The 11,787-nt window shown below is 37.0% G+C and carries 17 protein-coding genes; 5 read left to right on the top strand and 12 right to left on the bottom strand.

Annotated features, from left to right (window positions below):
• Window positions 1–45: 45 nt before the first annotated feature.
• The 6 genes from AC3IS5_RS17120 to AC3IS5_RS17145 form a co-directional block, all read right to left on the bottom strand.
• Entirely contained in the window at window positions 46–291 is a 246-nt protein-coding gene (locus tag AC3IS5_RS17120) for a stage VI sporulation protein F (protein WP_489425469.1), read from the bottom strand.
• A gap of 12 nt (window positions 292–303) precedes the next feature.
• On the bottom strand, window positions 304–459 hold the full coding sequence (locus tag AC3IS5_RS17125; RefSeq protein ID WP_489427927.1) for a YjcZ family sporulation protein: 156 nt from the start codon (window positions 457–459) through the stop codon (window positions 304–306).
• 75 nt (window positions 460–534) lie between these two features.
• Window positions 535–900 (bottom strand): stage V sporulation protein AE, encoded by a 366-nt coding sequence (spoVAE, locus tag AC3IS5_RS17130; RefSeq protein ID WP_489425470.1) that lies wholly within the window; start codon window positions 898–900, stop codon window positions 535–537.
• Window positions 901–909: 9 nt separating this feature from the next.
• Window positions 910–1,914 carry a stage V sporulation protein AD gene (locus AC3IS5_RS17135; protein WP_489425471.1) on the bottom strand — a complete coding sequence of 335 codons (1,005 nt, stop codon included), beginning with the start codon at window positions 1,912–1,914 and terminating at the stop codon, window positions 910–912.
• Entirely contained in the window at window positions 1,914–2,369 is a 456-nt protein-coding gene (gene spoVAC, locus AC3IS5_RS17140) for a stage V sporulation protein AC (protein ID WP_489425472.1), read from the bottom strand. Before spoVAC ends, AC3IS5_RS17135 begins: the two co-directional genes overlap by 1 nt.
• Window positions 2,369–2,791: a YhcN/YlaJ family sporulation lipoprotein gene (locus AC3IS5_RS17145; RefSeq protein WP_489425473.1), complete on the bottom strand. Its 423-nt coding sequence runs from the start codon at window positions 2,789–2,791 to the stop codon at window positions 2,369–2,371. Before AC3IS5_RS17145 ends, spoVAC begins: the two co-directional genes overlap by 1 nt.
• A 130-nt stretch (window positions 2,792–2,921) precedes the next feature.
• Here AC3IS5_RS17145 and AC3IS5_RS17150 point away from each other — a divergent pair, with 130 nt between their 5' ends.
• On the top strand, window positions 2,922–3,440 hold the full coding sequence (locus AC3IS5_RS17150; protein WP_489425474.1) for a CotY/CotZ family spore coat protein: 519 nt from the start codon (window positions 2,922–2,924) through the stop codon (window positions 3,438–3,440).
• Window positions 3,441–3,622: 182 nt separating this feature from the next.
• On the opposite strand, the gene AC3IS5_RS17155 is transcribed toward AC3IS5_RS17150, so the two are convergent.
• From AC3IS5_RS17155 to AC3IS5_RS17180, 6 genes are all read right to left on the bottom strand, one after another.
• Window positions 3,623–4,015, bottom strand: a complete 393-nt coding sequence (locus AC3IS5_RS17155) for a hypothetical protein (RefSeq protein WP_489425475.1) — start codon at window positions 4,013–4,015, stop codon at window positions 3,623–3,625.
• A 48-nt stretch (window positions 4,016–4,063) separates the two neighbouring features.
• The gene (gene mgtE / locus AC3IS5_RS17160; RefSeq protein ID WP_489425476.1) at window positions 4,064–5,440 is read right to left on the bottom strand and encodes a magnesium transporter; all 1,377 of its coding nucleotides are present in this window, start codon (window positions 5,438–5,440) and stop codon (window positions 4,064–4,066) included.
• A gap of 222 nt (window positions 5,441–5,662) precedes the next feature.
• Complete coding sequence (locus tag AC3IS5_RS17165) at window positions 5,663–6,562, bottom strand: RluA family pseudouridine synthase (RefSeq protein ID WP_489425477.1); 900 nt, start codon at window positions 6,560–6,562, stop codon at window positions 5,663–5,665.
• A gap of 1 nt (window position 6,563) precedes the next feature.
• A complete protein-coding gene (locus AC3IS5_RS17170; protein ID WP_053417719.1) occupies window positions 6,564–7,367 on the bottom strand; it encodes an NAD kinase in 804 nt (267 codons plus the stop codon).
• Window positions 7,364–8,044: a GTP diphosphokinase gene (gene yjbM, locus AC3IS5_RS17175; protein ID WP_038179606.1), complete on the bottom strand. Its 681-nt coding sequence runs from the start codon at window positions 8,042–8,044 to the stop codon at window positions 7,364–7,366. The genes AC3IS5_RS17170 and yjbM overlap by 4 nt, the downstream gene beginning before the upstream one ends.
• 11 nt (window positions 8,045–8,055) lie before the next feature.
• Window positions 8,056–8,451, bottom strand: a complete 396-nt coding sequence (locus AC3IS5_RS17180) for a UPF0738 family protein (RefSeq protein WP_489425478.1) — start codon at window positions 8,449–8,451, stop codon at window positions 8,056–8,058.
• Between the two features lie 173 nt (window positions 8,452–8,624).
• On the opposite strand from AC3IS5_RS17180, the gene AC3IS5_RS17185 reads away from it, so the two are divergent.
• The 4 genes from AC3IS5_RS17185 (at window position 8,625) to AC3IS5_RS17200 (ending at window position 11,470) form a co-directional block, all read left to right on the top strand.
• Complete coding sequence (locus AC3IS5_RS17185; RefSeq protein ID WP_489425479.1) at window positions 8,625–9,212, top strand: CYTH domain-containing protein; 588 nt, start codon at window positions 8,625–8,627, stop codon at window positions 9,210–9,212.
• A 3-nt stretch (window positions 9,213–9,215) separates the two neighbouring features.
• A complete protein-coding gene (locus tag AC3IS5_RS17190; RefSeq protein ID WP_489425480.1) occupies window positions 9,216–10,007 on the top strand; it encodes a lytic transglycosylase domain-containing protein in 792 nt (263 codons plus the stop codon).
• A gap of 252 nt (window positions 10,008–10,259) precedes the next feature.
• On the top strand, window positions 10,260–10,661 hold the full coding sequence (locus tag AC3IS5_RS17195) for a globin domain-containing protein (RefSeq protein ID WP_038179615.1): 402 nt from the start codon (window positions 10,260–10,262) through the stop codon (window positions 10,659–10,661).
• A complete protein-coding gene (locus AC3IS5_RS17200; protein WP_489425481.1) occupies window positions 10,658–11,470 on the top strand; it encodes a ClpXP adapter SpxH family protein in 813 nt (270 codons plus the stop codon). The genes AC3IS5_RS17195 and AC3IS5_RS17200 overlap by 4 nt, the downstream gene beginning before the upstream one ends.
• Window positions 11,471–11,787: the final 317 nt, after the last annotated feature.

An 11,787-nucleotide genomic window follows, 5' to 3' on the forward strand; every position in this document is an offset into this window, starting at 1 on the left:
TATTCTCGATTAAAGTTAGTATATTACTGAGAATATTATTTTATGCTATAACATTTTTTGAATTTTATTTAAATCTAAAGAATTACCATCTTTTATGATAGATGCGACGATTTTTTCTTCTAGCTCTTTTGTTACTGGTTTATTTGCTAGTTGGGAAACTTTACGAATAATTTGGCGAATTTGGCGTTCGTCTTGAAAATCTGCATATTGAATAGCGTTTGCTAATGCAAGTACATCTTCCATTGGTACGCCCGTTTTTCCTTCAATTTTTCGAAAGAATGAGCTTTGCATTTAAGTCCCCCCTTAGATAAAGCTTGCTCCGACAATAATCAACAAGATGAATAGAACAACGATTAGGATAAACGTTGAGCCATTGCCGCGGTTGCCGCCATAGTAGCATTCCCCGCCGCCGTAGCCACCGCCGTAGCCACCGCCGTAGCCGTAACCATAACCTGACATTCCAGACATAAGAAATCCCTCCTCTCTCTCACCGTATTGTATGCAACGGTTTACAGAAAGAAGAGGGCGTTTGAACTAGTCGATATTTCCTTTTGATCGAAAAATTAAAGCTCCTATAAATCCAAATATGATGGCCGCACTAATACCCGAACTCGTCACTTCAAACATCCCCGTTAAAACTCCAATCCAACCATGCTTTTCAACTTCTGCTAAAGCACCGTGTGTCAAAGAGTTACCAAATGACGTAATAGGGATTGTTGCACCTGCACCAGCAAAATCGATAAGCGGTTCATATAAGCCAAAGCCATCTAAAATTGCACCAGTGACAACTAATATGGCTAATGTATGTGCAGGTGTTAATTTACCGACATCCATCAGCAGTTGACCAATTACACAAATCAATCCGCCAACAATAAATGCGATTATAAAAGAAGTAAACATTTTATTCCCTCATTTCATCGTTACTTCGATTGCATGTGCAACGGTTGGAATCGATTGATTTTGTTGCACAGATAACTGCGACAAGAGAGCTCCTGTTGCTACTAATAGCACTCGTTTCATCCGTCCGCTTTTTAGCTCTGCTAATATTTCGCTAAAGAAAACAGATGCGGAGCAACCTGCGCCACTTGCACCAGCTAAAAACAATGGATTATCTCCATAATATTCAGCACCGCCATCGCGAATTGTTTCTAACTGTTTTGTCGTAAATCCAGATTGTCTTAACATTTCTTTTAAAATTGGCAAGCCCACTTTTCCCAAATCACCCGTCATAATAACATCGTAATCCTGAACTGTTTGCCCTCTACCCTTTAAATGTTGTTTAATAGTTGAAAACGCTGCAGGTGCCATTGCTGCCCCCATATGAAATGGATCTGATTGTTGAAAATCCTCTACTTTTCCGAAAGTAGCGGCCTCAATACAAGGTTCCCCTTCTTGATGCTTACCAATAAGAGCATAACCCGCAGCAGTTACTGTCCATTGTGCAGTCGCTGGTTTTTGGCCTCCATAGTCGACAGGATATCGGAATTGCCTTTCTATCGCGTTATGCTGACTCGCAGCACCTGCAATAGCATAATGGCTACCACCTAGCTCCGTTAATAAACTGGCGATAATGACGGCTGCTGTGGACGTAGCACACGCTGAGTACATACCGATAAAAGGACTACCGATAGTACTAGCAGCAAAATTCGTCGGTGTCATTTGATTGACTAGATCTCCTCCAATAAAGAAATCTACCGCGTCCATTTTTAACTTCTTTTTTTGTAAAGCAATTTGTGCGGCTTCTTCAATTAAATGTTGATGTCCCTGCTCGTTTGTTTTTTGATCTGCCCTTTCATCATCAAGCACTAAATCGAAATTTTGCGCAAAAACACTTCTCTTTTCCAATGGACCAACTACTACTCCGGCTGCTAAAATGGACGGCTTAGAAGGAAAATAAATTACACCTTTATCCATCACCAGTGAGTCACCCCAATCGTTACTAAAATTAATTTGACAAGTGCTACAAAAAAGGCTGAAACAACACCAAATAAAATAACAGATCCTGCTAGTTTAAAGATATTGCCACCCACTCCGAGTACTAAACCTTCTGTCTTATGTTCAATAGCTGCTGAAATAACAGCATTCCCAAAGCCGGTAACTGGTACTGCTGACCCTGCTCCTCCAAATTGACCTAGCTTTTTATAAAGTCCAAAACCAGTCAGTAATAAAGAAATGAAAATCATTGTTGCTACGGTTGGATTACCAGCTGTACGTTCTGTAAAATCAAAATTCATAATAAAGAAAAATGAAATTCCTTGTCCAACTGCACAAATAATACCACCAACTAAAAAAGCTTTTAGTACATTTGTGGCAATAGGGGTTTTAGGCGATAGTTTCGTTTGTAATTGCTCATAATCTTTTTGATTCATCAGGTTTCTTCCTTTGCAAGATCTTGTAATTTCTTAATTTTCTTTTTGAGCTCTTCCTCTGTTATTTCTTTTTTCATAAGCTTCTGGGCTTCCCAAGATATTTTGAAGTCAGTACTAACGAGTACGTCTTTACCCGGGAATTCCTTTTCAAATTTCTTCTGCAAATCCTTTTCTATTTTGGATCGCTTCAATTTTGAAAAAGGTTTTATCTGCACACCCACTAATACAATGTCATCCACTAAAACAGCAGTACCTTTTTTAATCGACTTTTCTTCTTTCAAAAGCTTTTCAATTGCTGAATGCGATCCATTATCACCTGTTGCATGATAGGTAGCGAATTTTTCCTTCTGTTCTCCAGAGCAAGCGACTAATAACTGGATGCTGAGTGTTAAAATCAAAATCCTTAAGACATTTCTCTTCATATACTTCACCTTTTTTTAAGAACAGTATGCGTTTCTTTTGAAAAATTATGCATAACTGAGGCAGTTGCCCTAGTTCATTTTCTAATATGACATATTGTATAAGGAGATTGAAAAGGAGGTGAAATTAATAATGGGATGCGGAAGAAATGATGATGCAGTAGGTCACAAAGTGTCAAAAGGATGTGTTTGCGACGTAGTACGCGCAATCAAAGACATTCAAGACCAAAACGTTGATGAGGGTTGTGGCCCTTGCCCAACTAACTGTTTCCTAGAACCTCTTGGTGGATTAGTAAGCCCTGCACGTATGCAAGCTAATACACGTGTATTTATGCTATTAAACAAAGACGGCACTCCTTTTAAAGCGTTTTTCAGAACTAAAGCTTCTGGCGATCATCACTGTTTCTCGGTCTTTTTCCGAGTAGAGGATATTTTCGACGGTTGCTGTGCTACTTTACGTGTATTAATTCCTTTAAAACACGGTGATTGTGTAGCTGATTTGTTAACAGATTGCGGTACTGATGTAGATTTATCAACTATCTGTAAAGTTGTAGATTGGGAAGCATCAACTAGCTGTGTTACTGTTGACTTGAATTGCTTCTGTGCAGTTCAATGTATAAAAGACGTATTTTTAGAAGGTGTATGCGACTAATATCAAGTCAAAAGACTTTGCAGTAGTGTCTTTGTTTTAAAATGGATGATAGCAGTGTCAGGCAATGAGCTCCGAAGTTAGGTATTCTAACTTTCGGGGCTTTTTGTGATATTATATTTTTATCTTGTGCAGTTTTGATTTATTTTTGCATAAAAAAAGCCATCCCTTTTAAGGGATAGCTGTTAAAATACTCTTCCTCGCCACTTAATTTCCACGAGTTCATTAATTTTCGTTGGATATACAACACCTGTGTAACTTTTCAAAATCACTTCTTCTTGCATTACGCGATCAACGATACCTTCTATAATACGGCCATCCGACAAACTAAATTGCAATGGTTGATAAGCTTTCTGTTGAAACGGTGCAGATAAAAATTTTAAACGCTCTGTTTTACGGCGTACTTCAGCATCTTCTATAACTGGCTCTATGGATTCTACTTGCTCAGTTTCCTCTTCTACAACACCATCTACAACTACCTCTTCAATAACATCAGCCAAGACAGGAGTACTATCACTATTAATATCAATAAAAAAAGCCGGGGGAGCTTTGATAAAAAGGAGTGGGCGATTCCCCAAGTTAACACATCCTTTTTTTCATATTGTATGCTCCTCCGGAAAATAAGTTCACATTAATTTACTAATGAACATCGTTGCAATCCCAAGATAAATTAAAATACTTGTTATATCATTTAATGTTGTAATAAACGGACCAGATGCTACCGCAGGGTCAATTTTCAGTCGGTGCATTAATAATGGTATAAAAGATCCTGCAATTGTTGCAACAATAATTGAACAACAAATAGCGGTTCCTACTAATAGCCCTAAAAGCCACATGTGTTTCCAAAAGAACACAATACCAAATGCAATAACACCACAAACAACACCTGTAATTATACCTGTAATTGCTTCTCGTATTAATAACTTCATCTTACTTTCTTCTTCAACATCACCAGTTGCAATCCCTCGAACAGCAACGGCCAGTGCTTGCGTTCCACTATTCCCTGAAGTACCACCTATTAAAGGAATAAAAGCAGCAAGTATCGCCACTTTTTCTAATGTCCCAGTAAATAAGTCTACTAAATTAGCGGTTAACATGCCTAAAAATAATAATACAACAAGCCATGGCAAGCGTTTTTTCGCTGCAGCAAACGGGCTTTTGTCGAATGTTACCATGTCTGAAACCCCGGCTAATTTAGAGTAGTCATCTGACGCCTCTTCATCAATGACATCAATAATATCATCAACTGTAATGATACCCAGCATCTCGTTTTTTGAATTAATAACAGGTACAGCTAAAAAGTTATAGTCCTTCATAATTTGAGCGACTGCCTCTTGATCATCAGTTACATTAATACTTACAACACGATCATTCATTATTTGACGTATTAATGTGTCTTCTTCTGCAATGATTAAGTCACGCAAAGAAATAACACCCGTTAAATGATTTGTATCATCCACTACAAATATATAGTAAATCGTTTCTGCATCTGGCGCTGCGTTGCGTAAAATTGTCATCGCTGAACGTACGGTTGAATTCTCAGGAATAGCGACATATTCTGTCGTCATTATAGAACCAGCTGTATACTCCGCATAGTACAGAAGCTCTTTAATATCTTGTGCTGAATCTTTATCCATTATTTTAAGGAAATGAGTGATTTGATCTTTATCTAATTCATTTAGAACGTCAACCGCATCGTCAGTATACATAGCAGCTATCATTTGCGCTGCATATGTCGTATCCATTTCCTTCAAAATACCTTTATATTCGTCATCATCGAGTTCAATAGCTTCAAAAATGTCAGCCATCTCTTTAGGGGAGAGATACTGATAGATAATCTGTCGTATATCTGGCCCCACCTTCTCATAAAACTGTGCCTGATCATACGGATGAAGTGCTAAAAACTCCTCACGAAAATTATCTGTCTCTAGATTCTCCAGTAATTGACGTAGATGTTGCTCATCGAATTGTACTTCATCTTTTTCCTTTGTTTCTTCTATCATGCATGTCCCCTCCTCTCGACTCAATAAGTCAGTTAAAATAACACCTTACTATAATAGTGTGTAGACCTTCAAAAGAGCAATTATTTTTTAAAACTTTTTATTTCAGCTCTTTGAACACCCCTAATACTAACATTCGTTAATGTACTTTTACAAATGGCATCTTTAAATTTCCCGGGAAATCAAAAATAAGGTGCTTTATTTAATAAAAGCACCTTATTTTAATTATTCTATTAGTAGTGATTGCATATCTTTTGGTAAATTTATTTGCCAGCTATAATATTGTTTCGTCACTGGATGGTGTAACTGCAGCTCTACACAATGTAAAGCTTGACGATCTATTAAATTTCTACGACCACCATACAACGTATCTCCAACAAGTGGATGTCCAATAGATGCCATATGTACACGAATTTGATGCGTACGTCCAGTGTGCAGTTTTAAACGAATATGAGTAATTGCTTCTCCATCTAACATTGTTCGTTTTAATACGACAACATCGGTATGTGCAAACTGTCCATCACTTCGTACTTCACGTTCAATAATACTACCATCTTTGCGCCCAATTGGAGCAATAATTTCTTGTTGGTCTTGCTCCATATGGCCGTGTACAATCGCTTCATATGTCCGATGTATTGCATGTCTCTTTTGAGCTTCACTCATAAGATGATGAACGTGGCGATGCTTTGCTATACACATAAGGCCTGAGGTATCCCGATCTAGACGTGTTACAATATGCACCGTTGAAGCTAATTCCTGCTGTTGTAAATGGGCAGCTACAAAATTAGCAACACTACCTTTAGGATGATCATGTGAAGGAATCGTATTTTGATAAGGTTGTTTAGCAATCACTAACAGTTCATGATCCTCGAAAACGACCTCGAGCTCCCCATCCTCAGGAACTAATCCCTGACTAATTTCTTCCGGAGGAAAGATAATTGTGACTAAATCGTTCTTCTTTAGAATATGACGGACATTTTGCTCTATATTATTTACTAAAAGTTGTCCACCTTGAAATTTTATTGCAGTTAAAGCTCTCTTAGAAATTCCCCACATAGCAAGTGCATCTCTAAAAAGTTGGTCTTGCTCTACTTTAAACGTTAAGCGATATCGTAAATCTCTCATATTATTTCAAATCACTATCAATAAAAGAATCATGTACACGTTGCCAAAACGGGAATGCTCTAAAGCGTGCGAACCGAACCTTTTCCTTCGCAACTTTGTACTGAATTGATTTTACATTTTTATGCAATAATTGCACATGATCGACTGTGACCATAAAATCTTTAGCCTTCACTGGCTTTAGCACGCAACTATGATGTGCCGGTAACACTAGCGAAGATCCGACTGTACGGAATACACGATTATTAATAGACGCCATTTCAGTCACTTGAATAGCCTCTATTGATGGATGTAAAATGGCACCTCCAAGTGCCTTATTGTAAGCTGTACTTCCTGAAGGTGTAGAAACACAAAGCCCATCTCCACGGAAGCGTTCAAATGGTCTCCCATTTAATTCAACGTCCATTACTAATGTTACTTCTGGGGATTTAACTGTAGATTCATTCAAAGCTAAATAAGTGTAATTTTCATCTGAGTTTTGATAATTAATCACAACTTCTAATAGAGGATAATCGATTACTTTATAGTCACTCTTTGCTATAGAAATAACCAATTTCTCGATTTCAATTGGCTTCCAGTCAGCATAAAAACCTAGGTGTCCCGTATGAATACCTACAAACGCAACATCTGACAATATATGACTATACCGATGAAATGCATGTAGCAGTGTACCATCTCCACCAATCGACAACACGATATCTGGTTTTTCTTCATCTATTTCTAATCCAAAATCAGTTAAGTACGAGATGGCTCTTTCCATTAATTCATTTGATTGTGGATCATTACGTGATTGAACTGCAAATTTCATAGGTTTTCATGAGCTCCCTTCGAATTATCCTCTCTAACTTTTGGATTTGAAGCCTCTTTGTATTCGGTAAAATACTTTTGAGCTTCCTGTATCTCCTCGCGAATTAAAGACATTTCCTCATCTAAGCGGAACGCTGCCTCTGCTGCGCTTTGCAGGCGATTTTTTATTTCCTCTGGAAAAATCCCTTTATACTTATAGTTCAATGAATGCTCAATAGATGCCCAGAAGTTCATAGCAAGTGTTCTAATTTGAATTTCAGCTAAAATCTTTTTTTCACCTTGAATGGTTCCGACAGGATATTCGATTATCATATGATAAGAACGATATCCACTAACTTTTACATTGGTGATATAATCTCTTTCTTCTACAACTGTTAAATCATTGCGCTGGCGTAATAATTCAATAACAGTAGGAATTTCATCCACAAATTGACACATGATACGTACCCCTGCAATATCTTGTAACTCATGCGCTAGCATATCTGACGGTTCAAAGACTAGGCCTTTTTCTAACGTCTTGTCATAAATACTCGCAAGTGGCTTCACCCGACCTGTTACAAATTCTATTGGTGACGTTTCATTTGATTTTTCGAACTGTGCGCGCATTCCTTTTAGCTTAATTTTCAATTCATCTACTGCTTGCTTATAGGGCTGTAAAAAGCGATCCCATTGTCCCATGATAAGTCCCCCTAATCTTCTCGGGATTCGTTCAATATTTCTGCAAAGGCTTCTTCAACAGCTGTTGAGAAGTCTGCTCCATAATTATGATTTCCTTCAATATTAAATATAAGTGCGTTTAATTCATCTTGGAAGTTCACTAATTCAGTCTGTCCATTCCCCCAAGTTAATATTGGCTCAAAATCAGATTGTAATGTTTTGACTAGTAGTGGCCAAATAGCTTGTGGGAATTTTATGTAATGGTAGTCTTCCCCGGCATCCATTAGATAGATAAAAGCCATGGCGTCTGAATCAGTAATAACTTGACCTGCAGCTCGCCATTCACAATCAGGTGTTTGTCCGCATATTTGTAAATGAATTTGTTTTTCTAGTTGTGATCCATTTTCTACTGTATATGTTTTACGCAAAGCCTATCTTCCTTTCCGTGAATCTTCTATCATTTTATCATAGTAAGCCTCATTACTACCCACTTTTTCGGTGAATTGTTGTGCTTTACCCCATTTCGACAATCATTGCAATGCCATCTATACTTCACCTATAATTAATTAATACAAATTTATAAAAAGAGAGGGTGATTGGTATGGCACAACAACTAGAAATTGAGTTTAAAAACCTACTTTCGAAAGAGGAATATGAAGCACTTTGTATTACTTTTGCTATTCCAAATGAAGATTTTCACGAACAGGCAAATCATTATTTCGATACTGCGGATTTCAAATTAAAGAAAGCACGTTCAGGCCTACGAATACGCGAAGTTCAAAATCGCTTTGAATGTACACTAAAGGAACCTGCGACTGGTATTGGATTATTAGAAACAACGGATTTATTATCTGAAGAGCACGTAAATGCTGTGTTAAACGGAACAACTCTAAAAGCAGATGAAGTAGATACTCGATTGAAAAAACTTCAGATTAATCCAGCAGAGTTACAACTATTAGGTACACTTTTTACAAAGCGTGCCGAAATAAAATATAATGGCGGTCTTCTCGTTTTCGACCATTCTCGTTATTTGGACACTGATGATTATGAACTAGAATTTGAAGTGACAAATGAGGAAACAGGTAGAACAATATTCGAGGAATTTTTAGCAACACATTCAATACCTGTTAGAGTGGCTGATAAAAAAATTGCTCGCTTCATGGCCGCCGTCAACAAGAAAAGAGGTTAACAGATGGATATATCATCATTGAAAACGCTCCTTGAAATTCAAGGTCTTCAATCCATGGGATCGACTAGCTTATCTGCAAATGAATCATCATCTTCTTCATCAAATAATATGTTTACCCAACTAATGAATGAAATGATGACTTCATCAACATCTCAGAACTCCCCTACACAATTACTAGGCTTAACAAACTCAGTGTCGGGCTCAAACAATTTAGCTGCTTCAGATTATTCTTCGTTATTAGGTAGTAGCTTAATGGGGGGGACAATACCTAACTCAAATAATACAGTTTCGAGCTTGTACTATAACGGTACTTCACCTATTTATAGACCGACTTCGGTGTCTAAAAATACATATAGTACAACACCTTTGAATCCAGTATTAACAGGTTATACTGCTGGACCTACTAATGTCACTTCAAATACGCAATATGATGCCATTATAAAAAAAGCGTCCGAAACTTATGGTATTCCCGAAAAAATGATTAAATCTGTAATTAAACAAGAATCAAATTTTAATAACTCTGTCGTTAGTCATGCTGGAGCTGCTGGTCTAATGCAATTAATGCCAGGTACAGCCAAATTTCTTGGTGTTTCCAATGTCTTTGACCCCGAACAAAACATTATGGGCGGTACGAAATATTTGAAACAAATGTATGATAAATTCGGTGGTGATATGAATCTAATGTTAGCTGCATATAATGCAGGGCCGGGTAATGTTTCTAAATATAATGGTATTCCACCATTTAAAGAGACGACAAACTATGTTACTAAAATCATGAATAGCTATCAAGCCTAATTAGTCAACTACCGTAGTTTTCGAATAATTACATATCAATTCACTCTAAGAATCGACATATAACTTATTATTATGTCGATTTTTTTATGAATAAATTGCATAGAAGACACGATTTTTCATTGTAATCATACACTTTAACGGACCTTTTTATTAAACTATATGAAAAAAGTAATGTAATTTAATCGATTTGTTTGAGAAAAAACGTTTAGGTTGATAGAATAGAATTACAGCTAAAGCAAAGGAGCATCATCAATGACGCAAAAACCTATTATTCCTTATGAGGAAATTGGCGAAGAAACACTATCAAAAATGATTAAGATTTTCTACTCCAAAGTCGCTAAAAATCCGAAGCTAAAGCCGATATTTCCTGATGATTTAACTGAAACAGCACGCAAGCAAATTCAATTTCAAACTCAATATTTAGGTGGTCCAAATCTTTTTACTGAAGAGCATGGGCATCCAATGATGAGAGCCCGCCATATGCCCTTCAAAATTACACCTGAACGTGCACAAGCATGGTTAGAATGTATGGCTGAAGCTATGGATGAGGTTGGATTAGATGGAAAGATTCGAGAAATATACTATAAACGACTCGTCCTTACAGCGCACCACATGATTAATTCACCTGATAACGACGAGGAGGTATTAGAGTGAATAATATTCAGATCATGCCGGCACCGCCTTCGCCTACTACTACTCTTAGTAGACCGATTGAACTTTATGTATTCATTGATCCGCTTGCTCCAAACAGTTGGGATTTACAAGCAATTATCCGTAAGCTTCAAGTAAACTATAATCAGTACTTTACTTTACGCTTTGTTCTTAGTACAGAATTAGCTTCACTTAATGTCGCTTGCCAACGTGTAAATAGCTGTAATAGTGAATATGAGGAAATCGATGTCTCTCATCCTGTTCTTCCTACAATCGCAGTAAAGACCGCTGAATTACAGGGAAAAAAAGCTGGCTATCGCTACCTTATGAAATTGCAAGAATATGTATTATTGAATACGAAAAACGTCCGTTCATTCTCGACCTTAGTCGAAATTGCCAAAGAGGCCAATTTGGATATTCAGGAGTTCCAAACAGACTTCCAGTCGTTGGAAGTTTCTCGTGCATTTCAAAGTGACTTATGCATTACGCGCGAGATGGATGTAGAAGAAGTACCAAGCTTCGTTTTCTTTAATGAAAATATTGAAGATGAAGGTTTAAAAGTTAGTGGAAATTATTCATATGAAGTTTATGAACAAATATTAGAAGAATTATTAGACGGTGAACTTATTTGTCAACAGCCTCCATCAGTAGAAGAATTATTTAAACGGTATCATACATTATCAACTAAAGAAGTAGCATCAATTTATAACATTACTGAACAAACTGCTGACCGAGAGTTAAAAAAGAAAATGCTACAACAAAAAGTCGACCGCATCAATTATGAAGAATCATCGCTGTGGCGTTTAAAATAAATTATATATAGGCTAGTAACGATCTATTTTGTCGTTGCTAGTCTTTTTTATTTTAAATTAAAAGTCTTGTTGATTGTATGTAAGGTACTAGTTAACATGTCGATGACAGTTATCAATTGATAGAATATAACAAAATAAAAGAGGCGCCTCTACGAGAGACGCCTTCTTTTCACAAAGGGGATGGGAGAAATGTTCACGTTCAAACAAAGGGGTGTATGTTTGTTTGTGATTTATTTCACATCTAACACTTTAGCATGGAAAAAATGATATAGCAATGCTTCAGAATTGAATTCACAAAGTTGTCATAAGGAAAGCGT

This window comes from Viridibacillus sp. KH_047 (assembly GCF_057838945.1).

Bases quoted from the DNA above. Each gene is read 5' to 3' on its own strand.
- AC3IS5_RS17120 (WP_489425469.1), bottom strand. From the start codon at position 291: ATGCAAAGCTCATTCTTTCGAAAAATTGAAGGAAAAACGGGCGTACCA.
- AC3IS5_RS17125 (WP_489427927.1), bottom strand. From the start codon at position 459: ATGTCAGGTTATGGTTACGGCTACGGCGGTGGCTACGGCGGTGGCTAC.
- spoVAE (WP_489425470.1), bottom strand. From the start codon at position 900: ATGTTTACTTCTTTTATAATCGCATTTATTGTTGGCGGATTGATTTGT.
- AC3IS5_RS17135 (WP_489425471.1), bottom strand. From the start codon at position 1,914: ATGGATAAAGGTGTAATTTATTTTCCTTCTAAGCCGTCCATTTTAGCA.
- spoVAC (WP_489425472.1), bottom strand. From the start codon at position 2,369: ATGAATCAAAAAGATTATGAGCAATTACAAACGAAACTATCGCCTAAA.
- AC3IS5_RS17145 (WP_489425473.1), bottom strand. From the start codon at position 2,791: ATGAAGAGAAATGTCTTAAGGATTTTGATTTTAACACTCAGCATCCAG.
- AC3IS5_RS17150 (WP_489425474.1), top strand. From the start codon at position 2,922: ATGGGATGCGGAAGAAATGATGATGCAGTAGGTCACAAAGTGTCAAAA.
- mgtE (WP_489425476.1), bottom strand. From the start codon at position 5,440: ATGATAGAAGAAACAAAGGAAAAAGATGAAGTACAATTCGATGAGCAA.
- AC3IS5_RS17165 (WP_489425477.1), bottom strand. From the start codon at position 6,562: ATGAGAGATTTACGATATCGCTTAACGTTTAAAGTAGAGCAAGACCAA.
- AC3IS5_RS17170 (WP_053417719.1), bottom strand. From the start codon at position 7,367: ATGAAATTTGCAGTTCAATCACGTAATGATCCACAATCAAATGAATTA.
- yjbM (WP_038179606.1), bottom strand. From the start codon at position 8,044: ATGGGACAATGGGATCGCTTTTTACAGCCCTATAAGCAAGCAGTAGAT.
- AC3IS5_RS17185 (WP_489425479.1), top strand. From the start codon at position 8,625: ATGGCACAACAACTAGAAATTGAGTTTAAAAACCTACTTTCGAAAGAG.
- AC3IS5_RS17190 (WP_489425480.1), top strand. From the start codon at position 9,216: ATGGATATATCATCATTGAAAACGCTCCTTGAAATTCAAGGTCTTCAA.
- AC3IS5_RS17195 (WP_038179615.1), top strand. From the start codon at position 10,260: ATGACGCAAAAACCTATTATTCCTTATGAGGAAATTGGCGAAGAAACA.